This window comes from Roseomonas acroporae (genome assembly GCF_023223525.1).
GTDB lineage: Bacteria > Pseudomonadota > Alphaproteobacteria > Acetobacterales > Acetobacteraceae > Roseomonas_E > Roseomonas_E acroporae.
In genome coordinates, this window is record NZ_JALPRX010000034.1 from 48,732 (window position 1) to 71,988 (window position 23,257).

Genomic DNA, 23,257 nt, shown 5'->3' on the forward strand with positions numbered 1-23,257 from the left:
ATGGTGATCGGTTCCTTCATCGGCGGCGAGGCCGCCACCCCCGGCGCACCCGCCTTCGACCTGGTGCAGCCGGGCGACGGCCATGTCATCGGCACCATGCTGGAGGCCGGCGCCGAGGGCGTCGAGGCCGCCGTCGCCGCGGCGCGTGCCGCCTTCCTCGCGCAGCGGCGCGCGCCGCTGCACCAGCGCCTCGCCTGGCTGCGCGCCGCCGCGCGCGCGCTGGAGGGTGCGGCCGAGGAGATCGCCGGGCTGATCTCGGCCGATATCGGCAAGCCGATCCGCGCCGCGCGCTTCGAGGCCCGGCGCGGCGTCGAATTCCTCGAGGCCACCGCTGCCGCCGCGTCGCAGCTCGGCGGCGAGGTGCTGCCGCTCGACGCCGCGGCGAACGGCGCCGGCACGATCGGCATGACCCGGCGCGTGCCCTACGGCGTGGTCGGCGCGATCACGCCGTTCAACGCGCCGATCAACCTGCTGGTGCAGAAGCTCGCCCCCGCCATCGCCGCCGGCAATTCGGTGGTGGTCAAGCCGGCGCCGGGGGGCCTGCGCGCCGCGCTGCGGCTCGCGGCACTTTGCGTCGAGGCGGGCTGGCCGGCCGGGCTGTTCAACGTCGTCTCCGGCGACCGCGAGACGGCGGCGGCGCTCGCCGCGCATCCCGATGTGCGGGCCGTCACCTTCACCGGCGGCACGGCGGCGGGCGACGCGCTGGCGCGCGTGGCGGGGGCGAAGAAGTTCCTGGCCGAGCTGGGCTCCAACGCCGCCAACCTGGTCTTCGCGGACACCGATCTCGCCACGGCGGCGAGGAAGATCGCCGCCGCCGGCTTCGAGGCGAGCGGGCAGCAATGCATCTCCGCCCAGCGCGTGCTGGTGCAGCGTTCGGCGCTGGACGACTTCCTGCCCGCCTTCGCCACTGCCGCCCGCGCGCTGCGCGTCGGCCCGGCGGAGGATCCGGCCACCGATGTCGGGCCCATGGTGCATCTCGCCGCCGCCGAGCGCGTGATGGCGATGGTGGAGGACGCGATCGCCCTCGGCGCCCGCGCCGTGCTGGTGCCGGAGCGGCGCGACGCGCTGGTCTCGCCCGGCATCCTGCTCGACGTGGCGGACACGGCGCGGCTCTGGCGCGAGGAGGTGTTCGGGCCGGTCGTGCTGGTGCGGCCCTTCGACACCATCGAGGAGGCGATCGCGCTCGCGAACGACACGCCCTTCGGGTTGCAGGCGGCGGCCTTCACCGGCAGCCTCGCCACCGCCCTGCGCCTCGCCGACGAGATCGAGGTGGGCTCGCTCTGGATCAACGAGGCCAGCCGCTTCCGGCTCGACATGTACCCGTTCGGCGGGGTGAAGAGCAGCGGCGTGGGGCGCGAGGGCGTGCGCTACGCGATCGAGGAATTGTCGCAGGTGAAGTTCATCGGCATGCGGCCTTGAGCCGGGGCTCCGCCCCGGACCCCGCCAAGGGGCGCTGCCCCTTGGAACCCCGCCAAAGGGCGAAGCCCCTTTGGAAACCCCGTTTGTTCCAGGGCCTCGCACGTTGCGACCGATCGGGTCCAGACGAACGGGGTCCGGGGCCTCCCGGCCCCGGCGGATGGGTCCAGGGAAGGCGGAGCCTTCCCTGGCGGGGTCCGGGGCAGCGCCCCGAAATGCCGCCACGCCAGCAGTGAAAGCCCCGAGATGACCGCCGAAGCCCGTCTGCGCGAGCTGGCCCTGGCCAGCGGCCCCCGCCTCGTCACCGCCGGCCATCCGGCCGCCGCCGCGGCGGGCGTCGCCGCCTATGCCGCCGGCGGCAACGCCTTCGACGCGGCGCTGGCCGCCTGCTTCGCCGAGCACGTCGCGCTGCCGATGAAGTGCGGCCTCGCCGGCGATCTCGTGTCGATCTTCCGCCGATCGGACGGGACGGTGCGGACGCTGGTCAGCGTCGGCGGCGGCGCGCTGGCGCTGGGCGAGGGCGCGCGGATGCAGCGGCTCGGCCCCTGCTCGGTCGGCGTGCCGGGCGCGCCGGACGGGTTCGCGACGCTGCACGGATTCGCGCGCCTGCCGCTCGCCACCATCGCCGCGCCGGCGCTGCGCATGGCGGAGACGGGCGTCGCCTGGAGCCGCGTCGGCATCAACTACCTGCGCGATTCGGTGGCGCTGCTGGAGCGGTACAGCCCGGGGAATCCGTATCTGGCCGGCGGGATGCCGAAGGCCGGCGACCTGCTTCGCCTGCCCGGGCTCGGCGCGCTGCTGCGGGCCTTCATCCGCGACGGCGCCGACCTGTTCGCCGGCGAGGAGGGCGAGCGCGTGGTCGCGGCGGTACGGGCGGGCGGCGGCTTCCTGAGCGTGGAGGATCTGCGGCGGCGCCACGCCCGGCTCGCCCCGCCGCTGGAGGCCACGCTGCCGGACGGCACGGTGCTGCGCGCCACCCCGGCGCCGACCGGCGGGCCGCGCCTCGCCGCGATCGTGGCGGAAGCCTGCGGCCGGCCGGAGGCGCTGCTGCCGGTGATCCGCGCCGAGCGGTTGGAGGCGAAGCGGCGCGGCCGGCTGGCGACGGACGGGGGCACCTCGGTGGTCACGGCGGCCGATGCCGAGGGCAACGCCGTGGTGGTGGTGCACAGCAATTCCTTCCCGCGCTTCGGCTCCGGCGTGGTGCTGCCGAGCGGCCTCGTGCTCAGCAACCGGCCGGGGCGCGGCTTCGACCTGGAGGCGCCGCCGGCCGCCGCCAACGCCCCGGCGCCGGGGCGCGTGCCGCTGACCACGCTGCACGCCTGGTCGCTGGCGCGCGACGGCGAGCTGCTGCTGGGCGCGACGCCGGGCGGCATCAACCAGCTTCCGTGGAACGCGCAGAGCGTGCTGCAATTGCTGGCTGGCCCGGCGGGCGGCGCCGACATCGCCGCCACCGTCACCAGCCCGCGCTGGGCGCTGAGCGAGGCGGACGAGCTGACCGCCGAGCCGGGCGCGGTGCTGCCGGCGGAAGCGGGCGCGCGCCCGGTCGCGGCCTTCGCGAACGGCTCGGCGCAGCAGATCATCCATCTCCGGCCGGGTCGCCTGCCGGAGTCGGCGGCCGATCCGCGCAGCATCGCCCTGGCGCTGGCCGCCTACTGATGCCGCCGGGCATCGCCCCGGCAGGCACCCCGCGCGGCGCGGGTTGAGGATTCGTTCCGGCCGACCATTATGCTGGCCGCCGGGAAGCGCCATCACCGGAAGGGAGCAGCCCCATCCCCGCCAGTCCACCGCCCCGGGCCCGCCGTACCCGGACGTCGCCCGACACGCCGCCGGACGCCCCGCCCGCCGAGCCGATGATCGGCCTCTGGAGCCGGCCCGGCTATCTGGTGCGCCGGCTGCACCAGCTTTCCGTCTCGGTGTTCCTGGAGGAGATGGCGGACCTCGCCCTGACGCCGGTGCAGTTCGGCGCTCTCTCGGTGATCGCCAATCGCCCCGGCGTGGACCAGGCCGCCATCGCCGCCGAACTCGGCATCGACCGCGCCAATGCCGGCGACGTGCTGGCGCGGCTGGAGGCGAACGGGCTGGCGGAGCGGCGTGTGTCGCGCCAGGACCGGCGCTACCGCGAGGTGTTCCTGACGGAGGCCGGCCAGGACCTCGCCCGCCGCGGCGCGGCGCGGCTGGCGCGCATCCAGGACCGCTTCCTCCGGCCGCTCGACGCGGCGCAGCGCGCCACCTTCCTGCACCTCGTGCAATTGCTGATCGACGGCAACAACGGCATCGGCCGGACGAGCCTGCGCATGCCCGCGGAATAGGCAGGCGCGCCGCGGTTTGACGGCGCGCCCGGCGCATGGAACCCTGCCCGGAACCCGATACCCAGGTTGCGGAGGAAACGATGACCAGCATCGCCGATCAGCCGGGCGTGCCCGCCACGACGGCCGCCGGAATCTCGCGGCGCGGCGCGCTGCTCGGCGCCGCGGTCGGCACGCTGGCCCTGGCCGGGCGCTCCGCCCATGCCCAGGGGGCCGGGCAGAAGCCGGCCGAGATCAAGGTCGGAATCGCCACCTACCTGTCGGGCCCCGCCAGCGTGTTCGGCGTGCCGGGGCGGCAGGCGGCGGAGATGCTGTTCGACGAGATCAACGCCGAGGGCGGCATCGCCGGCGTGAAGGTGCGGCCGATCTTCGTCGACGAGGGGCCGGGCGTCGACCACTTCATGGGCGAGTACCGGCGCCTCGTGCAGAACGAGGACGTCGCGATCATCTTCTCCGCCATCTCCTCGGCCGACTGCCTCGCCTGCGCGCCGCTGGCCGACGAGATGAAGCGCCCGACCCTGCTGTGGGACTGCGGCACGCAGCGCGTCTTCGAGGACGGGCGCTACCAGTACGCCTTCCGCACCCAGGCCAACGCGACGCCCGAGGTGCTCTCGGCGCTGCTCTACCTGCTGAAGGTGAAGCCGGACTTCCGCTCCATCGCGGTGGTGAACCAGGACTACGCCTGGGGCCGCGATTCCTGGGAGATCTTCCGCACCGGCCTGAACGCGCTCAAGCCCGGCGTGCGCGTCGCGGCCGAGCTGTTCCCGCGCTTCGGCGCCACCGACTTCTCCACCGAGATCACCCGGCTGCTGGCGCTGCGGCCGGAGGTGATCCTCTCCACCTCCTGGGGCGGCGACCTCGACGCCCTCATCCGCCAGGCGGCCGAGCGCAAGCTGTTCGAGCGCTCCACCTTCCTAATGCCGCTCGCCGAATCCTCGCTGGAGCGCGTGGGCAAGGCGCTGCCGGCCGGGCACCTGATCGGCGCGCGCGGCGACCACTGGTTCCTGCACCCGAGCCCGCGCGATCCGGCGCAGCTTGCGCGCTTCACGGAGAATTACCGCAAGCGCTTCAACAACTGGCCGATCTACCCCTGCCACCACATGTTCCAGGCCGTCTCGGCGATGAAGACCGCCTATGCCAAGGCGATCGCGGCGAAGAACGGCGGCTGGCCCAACGATTCGGAGCTGGCGGCGGCCTTCCGCGGGCTTGAATTCCCCTCGCTGACCAGCAGCGTGACCATCCGCGAGGACGGCCAGGGGCTGGAGAACCAGATCATGGGCACCACCCATCACAGCGACCGCTACCCCTTCGCGGTGATGACCGACATGATGGTCTTCCCCGCCGCGCAGGTGACGGCGCCGGTCGGGCAGAAGAGCACGGAATGGCTGAAGACGCTCAAGCCCGAGCTGCTGACGCAGCTGCCGGCCACCGCGCCGTTCCGCTGAACCGGCGAGGCAGGGGAGCGGGGACGCCGCCATGGGCTGGCTTTCCGAGAACGGGCTGCTGCTCGGCCTCGCCGCGCTGGACGGGCTGGCCTACGCGGCGTCCGTGTTCATGGTGGCGGTCGGGCTGAACCTCGTGTTCGGCGTGATGCGCGTGCTCAACGTCGCGCATGGCAGCTTCTACGCCATCGGCGCCTACACGGCGGCCTCGATCGGCCTCGCCATCGCGGCGGCGGGGCTGCCTTCCTGGCTGTCGCTACCGGCGCTGCTGGTGGCGGCGGCGCTGGTCGGCCTCGTGCTCGGCCCGCCGATCGAGCGGCTGCTGCTGCGGCGCGTGGAGGGGCAGGAGCCGGTGCTGCAGCTCCTCGTCACCTTCGCGCTGTTCATGATCCTGGAGGATGTGCAGAAGCTGATCTGGGGCGTGCAGCCGGTCTCCTACGACACGCCGCTGAAGCTGCTCGGCACGGTGGACGTGCCCTTCGGCGAGGACGTGATCCCCTTCACCGCCTACCAGCTCTACGTGCTGCCCGGGATCGCGATCCTCACCCTGGTCGGGCTCGCCTGGTTCCTGCGGCGGACGCTGACGGGACGGATCATCGTCGCCGTCACCACGGACCGCGAGGCGGCGACGGCGATGGGCATCAACGCCGCGCGCGTCACCATGCTCACCTTCACCTGCGGCACGGCGCTGGCCGCCCTCGGCGGCGCGCTGGCGGTCCCCACCACCGCGATGGTGCCGGGCATCGGCGCCTCGACCATCGTGCTCTCCTTCGCCGTGGTGGCGACGGCGGGGCTCGGCCAGATCGAGGGCGCGGCGGTGAGCGCGCTGCTGATCGGCCTCGGCCGTTCCTTCGCCGTTTACTTCGAGCCGGAGCTCGAGGTGGTGGTGCCCTACCTCATCATGGTGGCGGTGCTGCTGCTGCGGCCGCAGGGCCTGTTCGGGGTGGCGGAGACGCGACGCATATGAGCCGCCACATCGAATGGCTGGCGGCGCTGCTGGGGGCGGCGCTGCTGGTGCTGCTGGCCTGGTCGGCGCCCTGGCTGCGCTTCGTGCTGACCGTGGCGCTGGCCAAGGGCATCGCGGTGCTGGGCCTGCTGCTGCTGCTGCGCGCCGGGCAGGTCTCCTTCGGCCACGCGCTGTTCGTCGCCTTCGCGGCCTATGCGGTGGCCTTCGCGGCGCCCTCGGTGCCCGAGGCGCTGCTGCTGCTGCCGCTGGCGGCGCTGGGCTCGGCGCTGGTGGGCCTCGTGGTCGGGCTGTTCGTGGTGCGCTACCGCGAGATCTTCTTCGGCATGCTGAACCTCGCCATCAGCATGGTCTTCTACTCGCTGCTGGAGAAGTTCTACTCGATCACCAAGGGCACGGACGGCATCCGCCTGCCGCCCGTCACCATCGCCGGGCAGGCGCTGACCGGCGCCACCTACGAGTGGACCGTGTTCGGCATCGCGCTGGTGCTGGCGCTGGCCTTCGGCGCGCTGGTGCGCGTCTACCTCGCCTCGTCGATGGGGCAGGCGCTGATGGGCATCAAGACGCGCGAGACGCGGCTGGAGTTCATGGGCGTCTCCGGCCGGCGCGTGCTGCTCGCGGCCTACGTGCTCTCGGCGCTGATGGGCGGCGTGGGCGGGGCGATCATCGCCATGACCAGCCGGCACGTCACGCCGGCCCTGGCCTACTGGACCGCCTCGGGCGAGCTGGTGTTCATCGGCATCCTGGGCGGGGCGGGCAGCGTGGTCGGGCCGTTCCTCGGCGCCGTGGCCTACGAGCTGACGCGGGTCTACGCGGCGGCGGCGGTCGCGGATGCGTGGCAGCTCATCCTCGGCGCGGTGCTGCTGGCGGTGATCCTGTTCGCGCCCGGCGGCCTCTGGGCCCTGCTGCGCGGGAGGCGCACGGCATGAGCGCGCTGCTCTCCGCACGCGGGCTGCGCCTCGCCTTCGGCGGGGTGAAGGCCGCGGACGGCATCGACCTCGACGTGATGGAGCACGAATTCCTCGCCATCATCGGGCCGAACGGCGCCGGCAAGACCACCTTCATCAACATGAGCACCGGCTATCTGCGCCCGCAGGCCGGCAGCATCACCTATGACGGCACGCACCAGCTTCTCGGCCTGCCGCCGCGGCGCATCGTGAAGCTCGGCGTCGGGCGTTCCTTCCAGCTTCCCCAGCTCTTCACCGAGCACACGGTGCTGGAGAACGCGGCGCTGGCGCTGGCGGCGCGCGAGGGCATCTGGCGGCCCTTCGCGCCGCTGCTGCGCCCCGCCATCCGCGCCGAGGCGGAGGAGTTGCTGGAACGCTTCGGCCTGCTGCACCTGGCCGACCGGCGCGCCGATGCGCTGAACGAAGGGGCGCGCAAGCTGGCCGACATCGCCATGGCGGTGGCGCTGCGCCCGCGCCTGCTGCTGATGGACGAGCCGACCAGCGGCGTCGCGGCCGCCGACAAGATGCAGGTGGTGGAGACGCTGGTGCGCGTGCTGCGCGAGGCGCGCGTGACGGCGGTGTTCGTGGAGCACGACATGGAGGTGGTGGCGCGCTTCGCGGACCGCGTGGCGGTGTGGGGCCAGGGGAGGATCGCGGCGCTCGGGCCGCCGGGGGAGATCCTGAACGACCCCGAGGTGCAGCGGACGGTGATCGGGGTGGTGCCGAATGCCGTGGCTTGAGAGGCGCCCGGTGGCGGTGGAGGGCGTTGCCCTCCCCCGCGCCCCCACCCACCAAAGGGCGAAGCCCCTTTGGAAACCCCATTATGGAAGCGAGCCTCGCACGTCGAACCACCGAGGCCCAGACGAAGAGAGGTCCAGGAGGGCCTCGCCCTCCTGGCGGATGGGGTCTGGGGAAGGCGGAGCCTTCCCCAGGGGGCGGATGGGGGCCGGGGAAGGCAAGGCCTTCCCCGAAAAGCGGCCGGGGCACCCCCCATGCTGAGGCTCGAAGGCGTTTCCGTCGACATCGCCGGCGCTCCCGTGCTGCGCAACGTCTCGCTCGTGGTCCCGCCCGGCGGTCGCGTCGCGCTGATCGGCCGCAACGGCGCCGGCAAGACCACCACGCTGCGCGCGCTGATGGGCCTGCTGCCGATCAAGGCCGGCCGGATCACGGTGGATGGGCAGGACTGCGCCGGCATCCCCGCGCATCACCGCGCGAAGCTCGGCATCGGCTACGCGCCGGAGGAGCGGCGGCTGTTCGGCTCCTTCACCGTGCAGGAGAACATGGTCCTGCCGGCCGAGGTGCTGAAGCTGCCCCCCGACGAGATCGCGCGCCGGCTGGAGGGCGTCTACACGCTGCTGCCGGAATTGCGCGGCTTCGCGCCGCGCAAGGCGGCCGGGCTGTCGGGCGGCCAGGGCAAGATGGTGGCGCTGGGGCGTGCGCTGATGGTGGGCACGCGCGCCGTGCTGCTGGACGAGCCCTTCCAGGGCCTCGCCCCGGCGCTGGCGCTGCGCTACGCCGAGGCGCTGGGGCGGCTGCACCACGCGCTGCCGGACGTCGCCATCCTCATCACCGAGAGCAACCCGGAGCTGCTGCGGCCACTGGTGGAGGCGACCTACGTGATCGAGCGCGGCGAGATCGGGGTGGGCTGAACCCACCCCCTCCCCTCACTCGACGCGGATGCTGGCGTCGCGGATCAGGCCGGACCAGCGGTCCACCTCCGAGGCGATGAGCCGGCGCAGCGCCTCGGGGCCGCGTGCCTCGCCCTGCGGCACCACCGCCGCCAGCTCCTCCAGGCGCTGCTTCGCCTCCGGGTCGTCGAGCCCGGCGTTCAGCGCCGCGACCAGCCTCGCGATCACCGGCGCGGGCGTGCCGGCCGGGGCGAGCAGCGCGTTCCAGACCTGCATATCGAAGCCCGGCACGCCGGCCTCGGCGAAGGTCGGCACGTCGGGAAGCTGCGGCAGGCGCTGCGGCGTCGCCACGGCCAGCGCCCGCGCCGTGCCGCCGCGATGCGCGGGGATCAGCGTCAGCGTCTGGTCGATCAGCACCTCGACGACGCCGGCGGCGAGGTCGGTCAGCACCGGGCCGACGCCGCGATAGCCGACCAGCGTCGCCCGCGTGCCGGAAAGCTGCAGGAACAGCGAGGCGGCGAGGTGGCTGGTGGAGCCCGGCCCGGCATTGCCGAAGGGCACGTTGCCGTCCTCGGCGCGCAGATGGCCGAGCAGCCCGGCGAGATCGCGCACCTCGATGCGCGGCGAGACGGCGAGCACCATCGGGTTGCTGGCGGCGACGCCGATCGGCGCCAGGTCGCGGCGCGGGTCGTAGCCGAGATTCGGGTAGAGCTGCACGTTGGCCGCGAGCGGGCCGAGATTGCCGAAGGTCAGCGTGTAGCCGTCGGGCGCCGCGCGCACCACGCGCTGCGTGCCGATGTTGCCGCCGGCGCCGCCCTGGTTCTCCACCACCACCGGCTGGCCGAGCGCCTTGCCCATGCCGCGCGCGACGATGCGGCCCAGCACGTCGGTGGAGCCGCCGGGGGCGTAGGGGATCACCATGGTCACGGCGCGGGTGGGGAATTCCTGCGCCTCGGCGGGGCGGGCGAGCAGGACGGCGGCCAGCGCGAGCGGGGCCAGCAGCAGGGAACGGCGCATAGCGGGGAACTCCTCCATGGGTTGGTTCGCGGGCGCGCCGGGCCGGAACGGCGTACCGCCTGCGGCACCGCGCCAGGCGGTTGCCGGCGATGGGTTGGGCGCGGGGCGCGCCGGGCCGATGGCGCGCGATGCGCCCCGGGGACGTTCCGCTCCTCTTTCCCGTCGCGGATCGTCGGGCGTGGCAGCGGCAGGACGGCCACCGGCGCGCGGTGCCGCGAAGACCGCGATCCGTTCATCCGTGCCTTGTCGCCGGGACGGCGCGGAGCCTTGTCGCCGAGCAGGCGCGGAACCTTGTCTCCAGGCGGGCGCGGACAGGCGGCGACAGGCCTGCCGCCCGGCGCGGCAGGTCGTCGGTCCCGTCCGCCGCGGGGACGCGGCGGGAGCGGCCTACTTGTTCCCGCCCAGCGTCTCGCCCGCGAGCTTCTCGGAAAGCTGCGCCAGCGCCGTGTGGTCCTGGCCGGGGCCGAGCAGCGCCTGCGCGGCGGCGGAAAGCTCGCGGCACAGCGCGGCGAAGGGCGTCGGCGTCTGCGTGTCGCGGCCGACCTCCAGCGCGATCGACAGGTCCTTGACCATCAGGTCGAGGCCGAAGCCGCTGTCGAAGCGCCGGCTCAGCACGTACTGGGCGAATTTCTTCTGCGTGCTGTTGTTCATGCCGGTGGAGGCGTTCAGCACCTCCACCATCTTCGCCGCGTCCAGGCCGAAGCGCTGGCCGATCAGCAGCGCCTCGATGCCGATCAGGAAGCCGCCGGCCGAGACCAGGTTGTTGAGCGCCTTCATCGCCTGCCCGGCGCCGATCGGGCCGACCTGGGTGATGTTGGTGCCCATGGCGCGCAGCACCGGCTCGACGCGGGCGAGCAGCGCCGGGTCGCCGCCGGTCATGATGGCGAGCTCGCCGGTACGGGCGCGCGGCACGCCGCCGGAGACCGGCGCGTCCACCATGCCGATGCCGTCGGCGGCGAGCGATTCCGCGATGCGGCGGGTGACGCCGGGCGCGCCGGAGCTCATCTCGATCACGACGGCGCCCGGGCGCAGCACGCCGCGCATGGCGGTCGCCACCTCCTCCACATGCCGGCTCGTGGGCAGGATGGTGACGACGGCATCGGCCTCGCGCGCCGCCTCGGCCGGGCCCTCGGCGGCGGTGCCGCCCAGCTCGGCCGCGAATTGCGCGGCGCGGCCCGGCACGGCGTCGCAGACCGTGACGTCGAAGCCGGCGCCGAGCAGGCGGGCGGCCATCGGCCAGCCCATGTTGCCGATGCCGACGAAGCCGACGCGCCGGATCGGCGCCGCGGCGCCGGCCGAAGCGGCGCCGCTCATGCCGACTTGCCCGGCAGGGCGCCTTCCTTCACCAGCACCTCGTGCGCCGCCTTGAAGGCGTCGAGGCCGGCGGGGATGCCGCAATAGGCGGTGGCGTGCAGCAGCGCCGCCTTGATCTCCTCGACGGTGACGCCGTTGTTCAGCGCGCCCTTGACGTGCAGCTTGATCTCCGGCGCGCGGTTCAGCGCGGTCAGCATGGCGAGGTTGATCAGCGAGCGCGTCTTGCGGTCCAGCGTCGGATCGCCCCAGGCCCAGCCCCAGGCCCAGCTCGTGGTGGCGCGCTGGAAGGCCATCATGAAGTCGTCGGCCTTGGCCAGAGAGGCGTCGACGTACTCGCCCCCCAGCACCTCGCGCCGGATCGGCATTCCCTTGTCGAACAGAGCGCTGTCTTCGGACATCGGCGTTCCCTTTCCTGGCACCCGAGCGGGTGGCGGGCCGGGTATAGGCCGCGCCAGGATTGTCCGTCAATCAGGCAATATGATACCGATAGGAGAAGCCGCACCGCGCCGGGCGTCGACATGGCGGCACCGGGGCTGGCAGAAGACGGGGTCGATGAAGGGGATGCGATGACGGAAGACATGCGCCTGCGCGTCGTGCCGCAGTCGATCCGCCGGCAGGTGGAGGACGGGCTGCGCGACGCCATCGCCCGGGGCCGCTTCGCGCCCGGCGAGCACCTGCCGGACCGCGTGCTGTGCGAGCTGTTCGGCGCCAGCCGCAGCGTGGTGCGCGAGGCGGTGCGGCTGCTGGAGGCCGAGGGGCTGATCGTGGTGCAGCCCAACCGCGGACCCTTCGTCGCCTTCCTCTCGGCGGCCGAGGCGGCGCAGATCTACGAGGTGCGCGGCGTGCTGGAGGCGCTGGCGGGCGAGGGCTTCGCCGCGCGCGCCTCGAAGGAGGAGCGCGCCGAGCTGCGCGGCATCTTCGCCGAGCTGGCCGCCACCTGCCCGGAGGCCGGGCGCGAGGTGCTGCTGGCGCTCAAGCGCCGATTCTACGACGTGCTGCTGCGCGGCTGCCGCAACGCCTACGTGGCGCGCATGCTCGACCAGCTGCTGAACCGCAACACGCAGCTTCGCGCCACCTCGCTCTCCGACCCGGACCGGCTGCCGAACACGGTGGCGGAGCTGCGCCGGGTGATCGAGGCGATCGAGCGGCGCGACCCGGAGGGGGCCGCCGCCGCCTGCCGCGAGCATGTCCGTCGCGCCGCCGAGGTGGCGCTACGAATCCTGCGCGAGCACGAGCGGGCCCGGAACGCGCGCGCCGGCTGACGCCGGGAAGCGGCATGTCGATCGACGTCGCCCGCCCCGCCCGACGCGCTCCGTCCGTCGCGCCACGGCCGGTCGCCGGCGGGCGGGCCGGGCCGACGGCCCGGTCCGGCCTTGTCCGGCGCGGCATCACGGGGACGGCGGGACGGCCCGGCCGGCCGGTCTCACGGAAAGAGAGAGGCCCCACGGGGGCCTGTTTCCCGCGATCCCCCGTCGCGGGGTCCGGCGCGGCGCCCCCCCGGACGGGTCGGCGAACGCCGCCGCGGGCCTCACATGCCGAGCGCGCGCCGGTACAGGTCGAGCAGCGTCTCGTGCTCCTCGATCTCGGCCGGCTCCTGCTGGCGCTGCCGGATGATCTGCCGGATCACCTTCACGTCGAACCCGGCGGACTTCGCCTCGGCGAAGATGTCCTTGATGTCGCCGGCCAGTGCCTTGCGCTCCTCCTCCAGCCGTTCCACGCGCTCGATGATCGAGCGCAGCCGGTCCGCGGCGATGCCGCCGACCTCGGCATCCTCGGCCTGCGCCTGGCGCTCCCGGCTCGCCTTCGCCTCGTCTTCCACGTCACTCATCAACTCACTCTCCGCAGGGGCGCGCGGGCAGGCACGGGGCGCGTCCGCACGCGGGTCCGGGACTCGGAGGCCGGCCTTCGGCCGAGTCCTGTCGGCGCCTTATACGACGTGCCGGGTGGTTTGGCCCGAGGCCGCCCGGAAGGGAGGCCCCAGGGAAGGGAGGCCCCAGGGAAGGGAGGCCCCAGGGAAGGGAGGCACCGGGCGGGAGAAGCCCGTGAATGAATGCGGCCCGGGCCCTGCCGGGGCGACGCTACGCCCCGTGCGGCCGGTAGCCCCGCTCGGTGATGTTGCGGCGTATGGCGTGGTCCTGGTCGTCGCCCTGCAGGGGGCTGTCCTCGGGCCGCAGGCCGGGCTCGGCATGGGTGTCCTGCGGGTCGCCGTCGCCGAGGCCACCGGGGGGATTGGCGCTGCGGTCGGCCGGCGGAACCGGCGGCAAGGGCAAGGTCGGCATGGTCATCGTCTCCCTGGCGCCCCGAACGCCGCCCCCGGTGGGAGCGTTCCATCCGGCACGCCACGGCGGCGGCGCGGCGCCGCGCGGGCAGCTGGCCCCCGGCCTCTCGAACAGGTTCTCACTCCCGCCAGGGGCGGCGGCCCCACAGCGCCCGTGCCGCCTCGTCGCCCGACAGGATGAAGGCGCGGTAGTCGGCGCCGAGGCGCGGCGCCGCCGGGAGGTTCAGGCGTTGCGCATCGGCCAGGAAGCCCGGCGAGCGCATCGCCGCGCCGAAGGCCTCGACCAGCCGCTCGCGGATCGCGTCCGGCAGGCCGGGCGGCGCCACCACGCCGCGCGCCGAGCCGCCGGTGACCGCGAAGCCCTGCTCGCGGAAGGTCGGCACGTCGGGCGTGCCGGACCAGCGTTCGGCACCGCCCTGCGCCAGGGCGCGCACCTTGCCCTCGCGCAGCAAGGCGCTGGCCTCGCTCATGTTGAAGGAGCCGAAGGCGAGGCGGCCGCCCAGCAGGTCGGTGATGATCGGCGCCGTGCCGTTGTAGGGGATGTGGGCGAGCCGCACGCCCGCCGCCTCCTCGAAGGCGATGCCGAGCAGGTGGTCGTCCGAGCCGACACCCGAGGTGCCGTAGGCGAGCGCCTCCGGCGCCCGCTTCGCCGCCGCCTGCAGCTCGCCCAGACTGCGGATCGGGCTCTCCGGCGGCACGAAGAAGCCGCCCGGATCGTCCACCACGTTGGCGATGTAGGTGAAGTCCGGCACCCGGTACTGCACCCGCCGCTCCAGGGCGATGGTGCTCAGCGCCGGGGTGGTGACGCAGCCCAGCGTGTAGCCGTCCGGCGCGGCGCGGAAGGCCGCCTCGAAGCCGAGCTGGCCGCCGGCGCCCACCCGGTTCTCGACCACGAAGCGCGCCCCCGGCAGGTGCGGCGCCACGTGCTGCACCACCACGCGCGCCATCACGTCCACGCCGCCGGCGGGCGGGAAGGGCACGATCACCGTGACGGGCTGTTCCGCGGGCCAGGCGGCGGCACGCGCCGGGCGGATCGCCGGTGCGCCGAAGCCGAGCCCGATGCCGGCCCCGGCACCGAGCAGACGCAGCGCGGCACGGCGGCCCGCGTGACATGACGGCATCGTACTTCCTCCCTCCTGCTTCGCCCCGGGGACGGCATGGCCCGGCCGGCGGCGACGCCCGCCCATGCCCACGCGCCGGTCCCGGCCTGGGCGGCTGCCGTTGCGGCTCCCCGGCGCGGCTCCCGTGGGGGGGGGCCGCGCCGGGGAGCCGCAACGGGAGCGCGGCCCGGCGCTTCGCGCGGGGAGTATCGCCCCAACCCCCGCGCCGCCGCCAGTGAGGGCGGGGCGGTGCCGAGACGCGGGCGGCTTCGCCCGCCGTACGTTTCCGGCGGCCGGTGCCGCCGCCGTCGTATCCCTCCCGCGCCTCGCCCGGCATGCTCGGCCCACGAGGATACGAGTCGAAAAAGCCGACTCTGTTCGCTATATGTTCCATGAGCAAGGAGAGCGTTGATGGCAGGCAAAAAGGGTGGCGGACGGCCGCCGGCGCGGGCGGCGAGCCCGCTGAACGAGGCGCTCAGGCGCGTGCAGGAGATGGTCGGGCGCGGCTTCGTCCCGGCCCGGGTAGGCCGGGAGGTCGAGGGGATCGTCGCCGGCTGGCGCGCCGAGGGCCAGGGCGACCTGGTCGAGGAGCTGCTGGAGCAGCTGCAGGCCGGCGTCGAGGCCGCGTCGGACTCGATGGCCGAGCTGGACCCCGACAGCAAGGCGGCGATGCGGGCGGGCGAGAACGCGCTGGCGGCCCTGACCGCGGCCCGGGACGCGGCGCGGCAGGATGCCGGGGTGCCCGCGCTGGGCTGAACCCTTCCCCCCCGGCCGGCCGTTGGGATCGCGGCCCGCCGGTCGGGGGCGAACGGCCCAGGGGAGAACCCCGGGCGGTCCGGCCGCCTTCAGGCGGCGGGCACGGCGGGATGGCTCACCCCTGGCTCACCGTCCCCTGGCTCACCGTCGGGCCGGCCAGCGCCCTGGCGGCCGCCTGCACGGCGGCCACATGGCCCGGCACCTTCACCTTCCGCCAGGCCTTCAGCACCGTCCCGTCGGCGCCGATCAGGAAGGTGGCGCGGTCCATGCCCATGTACTTGCGGCCGTACATCGACTTCTCGACCCAGGTGCCGTAGGCCTCGGCGACCCGGTGCTCCGGGTCCGAGGCGAGCGGGAATTCCAGCCCGTACTTCCCCGCGAACTTCTCGATCGCCGGCAGCTTGTCGGGCGAGACGCCGATCACGTCGAGGCCGAGGCCGGTGAACTGCGTCAGCGCCTCCTGGAAGCCGCAGGCCTCCTTGGTGCAGCCCGAGGTGTCGGCCTTGGGGTAGAAGTACAGCACGAAGGGACGGCCGCGCAGCGCGGCGAGCGAGACGGTGCGGCCACCGCTGGCCGCCATGGTGAAGTCGGGCGCGGCGGCGCCTTCGGCTGCGCTCATGCGCTGGTCTCCCGGGTCCGGTGGAACGAGTCGGGGGGCACCCCGACGGGTCGCCTGTATGCGCCGGAAGGGCCGCCGCGTCAGGGCACGACGCAGGCGCCGGGGCGCGGCCTGCCGCGCCGGCCGGACTTCAGCCCGCCGCCTCCGTCACCCAGGCATCCGCCACGATCACGCCCGCCCCCTCCGCCCCGACGATCAGCGGGTTGATCTCCGCCTCCGCCACCCAGGGCAGCGCGGCGAGTCGCGACACCGCCGCCACCGCGCGGGCCAGCGCGTCGAGGTCGCCGCGCGGCAGGCCGCGCCAGCCCGCCAGGGCCTGGAGCCCCTTCACCTCGGCGATCATCGCGCGCGCCTCGGACTCGTCCACCGGCGCGGTGCGCAGCGTGGTGTCGCGCATCAGCTCCGCCAGCACGCCGCCGGCGCCGAGCAGCACCACCGGCCCCACCTCCGGGTCCCGGCGGAAGCCGAGGATGGCCTCGCCCAGCCCCTTCGCCATGGGCTGCACCAGCAGCCCGCCGAGCCGCGCCGCCGGGGCGCGTGCCCGCACCCGCGCCAGCATCGCCGCCGCCTCCCGGCGCAGCGCGTCGGCGTCGGGGATGCCGAGGACAACGCCGCCCACCTCGGTCTTGTGCGGCAGGTCGGGCGACAGGATCTTCAGCGCCACCGGCCAGGCGAGTCCGGCCGGCACGTCCTCCGGCCCCTGCATCACGTGGAAGGGCGAAGCGAGGCCCAGCGCAGCGAAGAGCCGGCGCGCGGCGGCCTCGTCGAAGGCGTCGGGGCGGTCGAAGGCCGGCGGCTCGGGCGGGGCCGCGTCGCGGGGGGCCTGCCAGTCGCACCAGGCACGCACCGCGTCGGCACAGGATTCCGGGCTGCGGAAGGCGGCGATGCCGGCCTCGGCGAGCAGGCGCAGGCTGCGGTCGGCCTGCGGCACCAGGAAGGCGGCGACGGGCTTCCCGACCCCCGCGGCAAGCGCCGCGTCCCGCGCCCGCACGATGCCGGCGACCGCCAGCTCCGGCTTGAACTGCGCCGAGGAGCCGATGACGGAAAGGGCGAGGTCGGTGTCCCCGGCCGCCTGCAACGCCGCCAGCGCCTCGGCCACCCGCTCGGGCTTCGTGCCCGCCAGGGTGACGTCGAGCAGCCGACCATGGTGCGGCAGGCCGGCGGCCTCCAGCATGGCCGACGCGGCGGCGTCCGGCGCGCGCGCCTCGATGCCGGCGACGCCGAGGCAATCGACCGCCATGGCGCCGCCGCCGCCCGTCGTGGTCATCACGCCGACGGCGCGGTGCGGCCGGGCGAGCGGGCGGCGGCCGGCCAGCAGCACGGGCAATTCCAGGAAGGCGTCGAGGTTGGTGGCGCGGGCGATTCCGGCGGCGCGGAAGAAGGCGTCGGCGGCCGCGTCGGTGCCGGCCAGCGCGCCGGTGTGGCTGGTGGCCAGCTCCGCGCCGAAGGGCGAGCGGCCGAGCTTGTAGACGATCATCGGCTTGCCCAGCGCGTGCGCGCGCCGCGCCGCCCCGGCGTAGCGCGGCGCGTCGCGCACGGCCTCGAGGAAGAGCAGGACGGCGTCCACCTCCGGCTCCTCCACCAGCATCCCGGCGATCTCGCCCGCCGTCAGGTCGGCCTCGTTGCCGGTGCCGATCAGGTGCGAGAAGCCGATGCCGCGCGCGGCGCCGCGCGAGAGCAGCGCCCCCATCATCGAGCCCGATTGCGAGACCAGCGCGATCCGCCCCGGCAGCAGCGAATCCGCCTCCAGCGCCGCGTTGACGCTGGCCGCGGTGCGCGCGCGCAGGTTGACGAGGCCCATGGAATTCGGCCCCAGCAGCCGCACCCCGGCCGCCCGCGCGGCGGCGACCAGCCGGTCCTGCAGGGCCTGCCCCTCGGGCCCGGCCTCGGCGAAGCCGTCGGCCAGCACGCAGGCGACCGGGATGCGACGCGCCGCGACGGAGGCGATCTGCGCCTCCACCTGCCCCGTGCCGAGCAGGATGTAGGCGAAGTCCGGATCGGCCGGCAGCGCGTCGAGCGATGGCCAGGCGCGCTCGCCCAGCACCGTCTCCGCGCGCGGGTTGACCGGGTAGAGCTCGCCGTCGAAGCCGTGCTTGCGGAGATAGAGCTGCGCCCGGGCGGTGACGCGCGTCGGGTCGCCCGAGGCGCCGATCAGCGCGATGCGGCGCGGGTTGAGCAGGGCACGCGCGAGATCGGTGGGCATTCTGCGGCCGTTCCTTCCCGTATGGGCCGCGGGGGCGTTGCCCCGCTGCCCGACGGGAGGAGTTTGCGGTGCCGGCGCCGCCCCTGGAACCCCCTGCCCTCCCGCACCGTCACCGGGCCGCACCCCGGGGCGCGTCATCGGGGACCATCCCTGCCCGACCGGGCAGCATCAGGGCCGGGCAGCGTCAGGGAGGGCAGCGCCCTCCCTGCCCGCCGGGATTCAGGTCGGATCCCAGGAGAAGACGTCGCCCGAACGCTCCAGCGGCACGAAGCTGGAGCGGAAGGCCGGCAGAGCGCGCTCGGCGATCAGCTCGGGCGTCCAGCCGGTGTCGGAATGGATCGAGCGGATCGGGCGGATCTGGCTGAACAGGAACAGCTCGTTCATGCGCGGCGAGAAGATCTGGCCGTTCACGTCCTTGGCGGCGTCGGAGGCGAGGAACACGGCGAGCGGCGCGTTCTTCTCAGGCCCCATCGCCTGGATGCGCGCGACGCGGGCCTTCTGCTCCGGCGTCTCGGCCGGGATCGAGGAGGTCATGCGGCTCCAGGCGAAGGGCGCGATGCAGTTGGAGCGCACGCCGAAACGCTGCATGTCGAGCGCGATCGACTTCGAGAGCGCGGCGATGCCGAGCTTGGCGGCGGAATAGTTGGCCTGCCCGAAATTGCCGATCAGCCCCGAGGTCGAGGTCATGTGGACGTAGGCGCCCGAGCCCTGCTTGCGGAAGTGCTCGGCCGCCGCGCGCGAGACGAAGAAGGAGCCGTTGAGGTGGACGTTGATGACGGCCAGCCACTCCTCCGGCGTCATCTTGTGGAAGATCACGTCGCGCAGGATGCCGGCGTTGTTCACCACGATGTCGATGCGGCCGAAGCTGTCGAGCGCGGTCTGCACGATGCGCTGCGCCGCCGTCCAGTCGGCCACGCTGTCGGTGTTCACCACCGCCTTGCCGCCGCGCTGCTCGATGATGGCGACGGTCTGCTGGCCCGGAGTCGCGGAGGTCTCGCCCTCGCCGGTCAGGCTCGCGCCGATGTCGTTGACCACCACCTTCGCACCGGCCAGCGCCATGGCGATCGCGATCTCGCGGCCGATGCCGCCGCCCGCGCCGGTGACGATGGCGACCTTGCCTTCCAGCATGGACATGTCCGGTTCCTCCTGGCTGTCTGTTCGGTGGTTCTAACCGTATCGCGCCAGGCCGGAAAGATGGGCCCGGCAAAGATGCGCCGGCGCCCGCTCACGCCGCCTCCTCACGCCGGCGGCGCGGCCGGTCGGTGCCAGCGGCCGGCATCCACCCGCGTCACGAATTCCAGCAGCGCCCGGTCGAAATTGCCGGGATCCTCCAGGTTCGGCGTGTGGCCGCATCCCGGCATCACCAGCAGCGCCGCCGTCGGGACGACCCGCTTGAGGAAGAGGCTCGGCACCAGCGCCGGCTCGTCCTCGTCGCCCGCCACGACCAGAGTCGGCACGGCGAGCGCGCGCAGCGCCGCCTCCAGCTCGAACAGCGAGGGGCGGCGGCTCTGCACGCCGAGCATGGTGAGCGCCGAACCCTCGGCGGAGTGGCCGGCGAGGCGATCGAGGAACTCGGCGAAGCCGCGCGGGTCGTTCCGTTCGTAGGCCAGCCGCGTCGGGCCGCGCCCGTACACCGCAGCGACGGCCGCCATGCCCTCGTTGCGGAAGCGCGCCGCGGTGGCCTGGCTCTCGGCGCGGAACTGCGCCTGCCGCGACGGCTCCGAGCCGTATCCCACCCCGACCGCGGTCAGGGAGCGCGCCAGCGACGGGTGGCGCAGGCCGAGGTGCAGCGTGGCGTAGGCGCCCATCGAGCAGCCGACCACATGGGTCGGGCCGAGGCCGAGGCCGCGTATCACCGCCGCGACGTCGTCGGCCGCGCGGGCCTGCGAGTAGGCTTCGGGATCGGTCGGCACGGCGCTCGGCGGGTAGCCGCGGGCGTTGTAGGCGACGCAGCGGTAGCGGCGGGCGAAGTGCCGCATCTGGCCTTCCCAGGAGCGATGGTCGCCCGCGAATTCGTGCACGAAGAGCATCGGCGCGCCGCTGCCGGCCTCCTCGTAGTACAGATCCACCCCGTCCTCGGTCCGCAGCGTCGGCATGCACCCTTCCTCCCCGCCGTCCCGCTTCCCGGGTCGCTTCCCCGGGTCCGTTCCCCGGGTCCGTTCCCTGGGCCCATTCCCTGGGGGGCCGTTCCTTGGAGGCCCGCTTCCCCGGCATCGCGGCCGGAGCATGCGGGCGCCGGCCCGGCCCGGCAAGCCGCCCCGCCCGGCAGGCGTTTCCCGGCTCCGCCCGGCCGCGCCGGCGCCGGCGCGGTACTCGTTCGCGTGGCGATGATCGCCCCTTGACGGACGTGGCCTGCGGGAGCATCTCCAATCCGTACCGCACAGGTCCGGTTTTCAGGGAGCCACAACCACCTTGCTTCGTCTGTCGAAACTCACGGACTACGCGGTGGTGGTGCTGCTGCGCCTGGCCGAGGCGGAAGGCGTGCAGACCACGCCCTGCCTTGCCGGCGCCACCGGGATCGCCGAGCCGACCGTGGCCAAGGTCCTGAAATCCCTGGGCAATGCCGGGCTGGTGGAGAGCCAGCGCGGGGCGCGGGGCGGCTACCGGCTGGCCCGGCCGCTGTCCGGCCTGCCGCTCTCCGAGGTGATCGTGGCGATCGACGGACCGATCGCGCTGACCGCCTGCGTCGACAGCGCCGCCGGGTCCTGCGATGCCGAATGGATCTGCCCGGTCCGGGGCCGCTGGGACCCGGTGAACGAGGTGATCCGCCAGGCGCTGGCCGGCGTGACCCTGGCCGACCTGGCGCGGCCGCCCGTGGCGCCGCAGGACCGGTGCAGCCAGACCCAGCCCCCTCCCATGGCGGCCCCTGCCGCCCTCGCAGCCGAGTAGGGACGATCCATGCCCGCCGTCACCGAGACGATCGACACCGTCCAGTCCGTCACCGAGAGCCAGTACAAGTGGGGCTTCTCGACCGACATCGAGATGGACATGGCCCCGAAGGGGCTGAACGAGGACATCGTCCGCTTCATCTCGGCGAAGAAGAACGAGCCGCAATGGCTGCTCGACTGGCGCCTGCGCGCCTTCGCCGCGTGGCAGGCGATGGAGGAGCCGCGCTGGGCGATGGTGAGCTTCCCGCCCATCGACTACCAGGACGCCTACTACTACGCCGCGCCGAAGCAGAAGGTGGCGCCGAAGTCGCTCGACGAGGTCGATCCGGAGCTGCTGCGCACCTACGAGAAGCTCGGCATCCCGCTGAAGGAGCAGGCGGTGCTGGCCGGCGTCGAGGGCGCCGGCGAATCGCCCGCCATCGCGGTGGACGCGGTGTTCGACAGCGTCTCCGTCGCCACCACCTTCAAGGACCGGCTGGAGAAGGAGGGCATCATCTTCTGCCCGATCTCCGAGGCGGTGCAGAACCACCCGGAGCTGGTGCAGCGCTACCTCGGCACGGTGGTGCCGCAGTCGGACAACTACTTCGCCGCACTGAACAGCGCCGTGTTCACGGACGGCTCCTTCGTCTACATCCCGAAGGGCGTGCGCTGCCCGATGGAGCTCTCCACCTACTTCCGCATCAACGCGAAGAGCACCGGCCAGTTCGAGCGCACGCTGATCATCGCCGACGAGCGCAGCCAGGTCTCCTACCTGGAGGGCTGCACGGCGCCGATGCGCGACGAGAACCAGCTCCACGCGGCGGTGGTCGAGCTGGTGGCGCTGGAAGACGCCACCATCAAGTACAGCACGGTGCAGAACTGGTACCCCGGCGACGCCGAGGGCCGTGGCGGCATCTACAACTTCGTCACCAAGCGCGCGGCCTGCCGCGGCGCCCGCTCCAAGGTGAGCTGGACGCAGGTGGAGACGGGCTCGGCCATCACCTGGAAGTATCCGTCCTGCATCCTGCAGGGCGAGGACTCGGTGGGCGAGTTCTACTCCGTCGCCATCACCAACAACCGCCAGCAGGCCGATACCGGCACCAAGATGATCCATCTCGGCGCGCGGACGAAGTCCACCATCGTCTCCAAGGGCATCTCGGCCGGGCGCGGGCAGAACACCTATCGCGGCCTGGTGCGGATCGGGCCCAAGGCGTCCGGCGCGCGCAACTTCACCCAGTGCGACAGCCTGCTGATCGGCGACCAGTGCGGGGCGCACACCGTGCCCTACATCGAGAACCGCAACATGACGGCGAAGGTGGAGCACGAGGCGACCACCAGCCGCATCGCCGAGGACCAGCTCTTCTACTGCCGCCAGCGCGGCCTCACCCAGGAGGAGGCGGTCGGGCTGATCGTCAACGGCTTCTGCCGCGAGGTGCTGAAGGAGCTGCCGATGGAGTTCGCCGTGGAGGCGCAGAAGCTGCTGCAGATCAGCCTCGAGGGCTCGGTCGGCTGAGAATCCACGGGGGCGGCACCGCCCGTCCCCGACGCGCGACGCGCCCGGCATGGCCGGGCGGGCGCCTCCCCGGCGGCGCCGGAACAGGGACCCCCGGCGCAGCCGGCAAAGGGACAACGAGAAGACCATGCTCGACATCCGCAACCTCACCGCCGAGATCGACGGCAAGCAGATCCTGCGCGGCATCGACCTCGAGATCCGCCCGGGCGAGGTGCACGCCATCATGGGGCCGAACGGCTCCGGCAAGTCCACCCTCTCCTACGTGCTGGCCGGGCGCGAGGGCTACGAGGTGACGGGCGGCTCGGCCGAGTTCGACGGCAAGGATCTGCTGGCGATGGAGCCGGAGGAGCGCGCGGCGCTCGGCCTGTTCCTGGCCTTCCAGTACCCGGTGGAGCTGCCCGGCGTGGGCAACGCGAATTTCCTGCGCACCGCGCTCAACGCGCAGCGCCGGGTGCGCGGCGAGCTGGAGCTGGACGCGATGCAGTTCCTCAAGCTGGCGCGGGCGCGGATGAAGGACCTGTCCATGCCCGAGGACATGCTCAAGCGCGGCGTCAACGTCGGCTTCTCCGGCGGCGAGAAGAAGCGCAACGAGGTGCTGCAGATGGCCCTGCTGCAGCCGAAGCTCGCCATCCTGGACGAGACCGACAGCGGCCTCGACATCGACGCGCTGCGCATCGTGGCGGACGGCGTCAACGCGCTGCGCGGACCGGGATTCTCGGCTCTCGTCATCACCCACTACCAGCGGCTGCTGAACTACATCGTGCCGGACCGCGTGCACGTGCTGGTCAAGGGCCGCATCGTCCGCTCGGGCGGGCCGGAGCTGGCCGAGGAGCTGGAAGCCTCCGGCTATGCCGGCGACCTCGCGGCCTGACGGGAACGGCGTGAAC

General features: G+C 73.6%; 23 protein-coding genes. 13 read left to right on the top strand and 10 right to left on the bottom strand.

All coding sequences use genetic code 11. The annotated features are described in order from the left end of the window. From M0638_RS08935 to M0638_RS08970, 8 genes are all read left to right on the top strand, one after another. Entirely contained in the window at nt 1-1,419 is a 1,419-nt protein-coding gene (locus M0638_RS08935) for an aldehyde dehydrogenase family protein (protein WP_248666628.1), read from the top strand. A gap of 243 nt (nt 1,420-1,662) precedes the next feature. Next, the gene (locus M0638_RS08940; protein ID WP_248666629.1) at nt 1,663-3,072 is read left to right on the top strand and encodes a gamma-glutamyltransferase; all 1,410 of its coding nucleotides are present in this window, start codon (nt 1,663-1,665) and stop codon (nt 3,070-3,072) included. A gap of 194 nt (nt 3,073-3,266) precedes the next feature. Further along, a complete protein-coding gene (locus M0638_RS08945; RefSeq protein ID WP_248666630.1) occupies nt 3,267-3,725 on the top strand; it encodes a MarR family winged helix-turn-helix transcriptional regulator in 459 nt (152 codons plus the stop codon). Nucleotides 3,726-3,805: 80 nt separating this feature from the next. Then, nucleotides 3,806-5,167 (top strand): ABC transporter substrate-binding protein, encoded by a 1,362-nt coding sequence (locus M0638_RS08950; protein WP_248666631.1) that lies wholly within the window; start codon nt 3,806-3,808, stop codon nt 5,165-5,167. A 31-nt stretch (nt 5,168-5,198) separates the two neighbouring features. Then, nucleotides 5,199-6,131, top strand: a complete 933-nt coding sequence (locus tag M0638_RS08955; protein ID WP_248666632.1) for a branched-chain amino acid ABC transporter permease — start codon at nt 5,199-5,201, stop codon at nt 6,129-6,131. After that, a complete protein-coding gene (locus M0638_RS08960; RefSeq protein ID WP_248666633.1) occupies nt 6,128-7,057 on the top strand; it encodes a branched-chain amino acid ABC transporter permease in 930 nt (309 codons plus the stop codon). The genes M0638_RS08955 and M0638_RS08960 overlap by 4 nt, the downstream gene beginning before the upstream one ends. Continuing rightward, nucleotides 7,054-7,815: an ABC transporter ATP-binding protein gene (locus M0638_RS08965; RefSeq protein WP_248666634.1), complete on the top strand. Its 762-nt coding sequence runs from the start codon at nt 7,054-7,056 to the stop codon at nt 7,813-7,815. The genes M0638_RS08960 and M0638_RS08965 overlap by 4 nt, the downstream gene beginning before the upstream one ends. Nucleotides 7,816-8,067: 252 nt before the next feature. Next, nucleotides 8,068-8,724 carry an ABC transporter ATP-binding protein gene (locus M0638_RS08970; RefSeq protein ID WP_248666635.1) on the top strand — a complete coding sequence of 219 codons (657 nt, stop codon included), beginning with the start codon at nt 8,068-8,070 and terminating at the stop codon, nt 8,722-8,724. 15 nt (nt 8,725-8,739) lie between these two features. On the opposite strand, the gene M0638_RS08975 is transcribed toward M0638_RS08970, so the two are convergent. From M0638_RS08975 to M0638_RS08985, 3 genes are all read right to left on the bottom strand, one after another. Continuing rightward, on the bottom strand, nt 8,740-9,720 hold the full coding sequence (locus M0638_RS08975; protein WP_248666636.1) for a Bug family tripartite tricarboxylate transporter substrate binding protein: 981 nt from the start codon (nt 9,718-9,720) through the stop codon (nt 8,740-8,742). 387 nt (nt 9,721-10,107) lie between these two features. Then, nucleotides 10,108-11,034 (bottom strand): NAD(P)-dependent oxidoreductase, encoded by a 927-nt coding sequence (locus tag M0638_RS08980; RefSeq protein ID WP_248666637.1) that lies wholly within the window; start codon nt 11,032-11,034, stop codon nt 10,108-10,110. Next, nucleotides 11,031-11,432, bottom strand: a complete 402-nt coding sequence (locus M0638_RS08985; RefSeq protein ID WP_248666638.1) for a carboxymuconolactone decarboxylase family protein — start codon at nt 11,430-11,432, stop codon at nt 11,031-11,033. The genes M0638_RS08980 and M0638_RS08985 overlap by 4 nt, the downstream gene beginning before the upstream one ends. A 168-nt stretch (nt 11,433-11,600) precedes the next feature. Here M0638_RS08985 and M0638_RS08990 point away from each other — a divergent pair, with 168 nt between their 5' ends. Beyond that, entirely contained in the window at nt 11,601-12,296 is a 696-nt protein-coding gene (locus M0638_RS08990; RefSeq protein WP_248666639.1) for a GntR family transcriptional regulator, read from the top strand. A gap of 266 nt (nt 12,297-12,562) precedes the next feature. Here the strand turns inward: M0638_RS08990 and M0638_RS08995 are convergent, their stop codons facing one another. From M0638_RS08995 to M0638_RS09005, 3 genes are all read right to left on the bottom strand, one after another. Beyond that, nucleotides 12,563-12,862: a DUF2312 domain-containing protein gene (locus tag M0638_RS08995; RefSeq protein WP_248666640.1), complete on the bottom strand. Its 300-nt coding sequence runs from the start codon at nt 12,860-12,862 to the stop codon at nt 12,563-12,565. 250 nt (nt 12,863-13,112) lie between these two features. Further along, nucleotides 13,113-13,313 (bottom strand): hypothetical protein, encoded by a 201-nt coding sequence (locus M0638_RS09000; protein ID WP_248666641.1) that lies wholly within the window; start codon nt 13,311-13,313, stop codon nt 13,113-13,115. Nucleotides 13,314-13,431: 118 nt separating this feature from the next. Next, nucleotides 13,432-14,433 carry a Bug family tripartite tricarboxylate transporter substrate binding protein gene (locus tag M0638_RS09005; RefSeq protein ID WP_248666642.1) on the bottom strand — a complete coding sequence of 334 codons (1,002 nt, stop codon included), beginning with the start codon at nt 14,431-14,433 and terminating at the stop codon, nt 13,432-13,434. 390 nt (nt 14,434-14,823) lie between these two features. On the opposite strand from M0638_RS09005, the gene M0638_RS09010 reads away from it, so the two are divergent. Further along, nucleotides 14,824-15,168: a hypothetical protein gene (locus M0638_RS09010; protein WP_248666643.1), complete on the top strand. Its 345-nt coding sequence runs from the start codon at nt 14,824-14,826 to the stop codon at nt 15,166-15,168. Between the two features lie 115 nt (nt 15,169-15,283). On the opposite strand, the gene M0638_RS09015 is transcribed toward M0638_RS09010, so the two are convergent. From M0638_RS09015 to M0638_RS09030, 4 genes are all read right to left on the bottom strand, one after another. Next, complete coding sequence (locus M0638_RS09015) at nt 15,284-15,787, bottom strand: peroxiredoxin (protein ID WP_248666644.1); 504 nt, start codon at nt 15,785-15,787, stop codon at nt 15,284-15,286. 130 nt (nt 15,788-15,917) lie between these two features. After that, nucleotides 15,918-17,990 (bottom strand): acetate--CoA ligase family protein, encoded by a 2,073-nt coding sequence (locus M0638_RS09020; protein ID WP_248666645.1) that lies wholly within the window; start codon nt 17,988-17,990, stop codon nt 15,918-15,920. A gap of 219 nt (nt 17,991-18,209) precedes the next feature. Beyond that, nucleotides 18,210-19,124, bottom strand: a complete 915-nt coding sequence (locus M0638_RS09025) for an SDR family NAD(P)-dependent oxidoreductase (RefSeq protein WP_248666646.1) — start codon at nt 19,122-19,124, stop codon at nt 18,210-18,212. A 104-nt stretch (nt 19,125-19,228) separates the two neighbouring features. Next, on the bottom strand, nt 19,229-20,086 hold the full coding sequence (locus M0638_RS09030) for an alpha/beta fold hydrolase (RefSeq protein WP_248666647.1): 858 nt from the start codon (nt 20,084-20,086) through the stop codon (nt 19,229-19,231). A 316-nt stretch (nt 20,087-20,402) separates the two neighbouring features. Here M0638_RS09030 and M0638_RS09035 point away from each other — a divergent pair, with 316 nt between their 5' ends. The 3 genes from M0638_RS09035 to sufC all read left to right on the top strand — a co-directional run bounded on the left by M0638_RS09035 (nt 20,403) and on the right by sufC (nt 23,241). Then, on the top strand, nt 20,403-20,879 hold the full coding sequence (locus M0638_RS09035) for an SUF system Fe-S cluster assembly regulator (protein WP_248666648.1): 477 nt from the start codon (nt 20,403-20,405) through the stop codon (nt 20,877-20,879). Nucleotides 20,880-20,888: 9 nt separating this feature from the next. Continuing rightward, nucleotides 20,889-22,370 (top strand): Fe-S cluster assembly protein SufB, encoded by a 1,482-nt coding sequence (gene sufB, locus M0638_RS09040; RefSeq protein ID WP_248666649.1) that lies wholly within the window; start codon nt 20,889-20,891, stop codon nt 22,368-22,370. Nucleotides 22,371-22,497: 127 nt separating this feature from the next. Then, a complete protein-coding gene (gene sufC, locus M0638_RS09045) occupies nt 22,498-23,241 on the top strand; it encodes a Fe-S cluster assembly ATPase SufC (protein ID WP_248666650.1) in 744 nt (247 codons plus the stop codon). Nucleotides 23,242-23,257 lie beyond the last annotated feature (16 nt).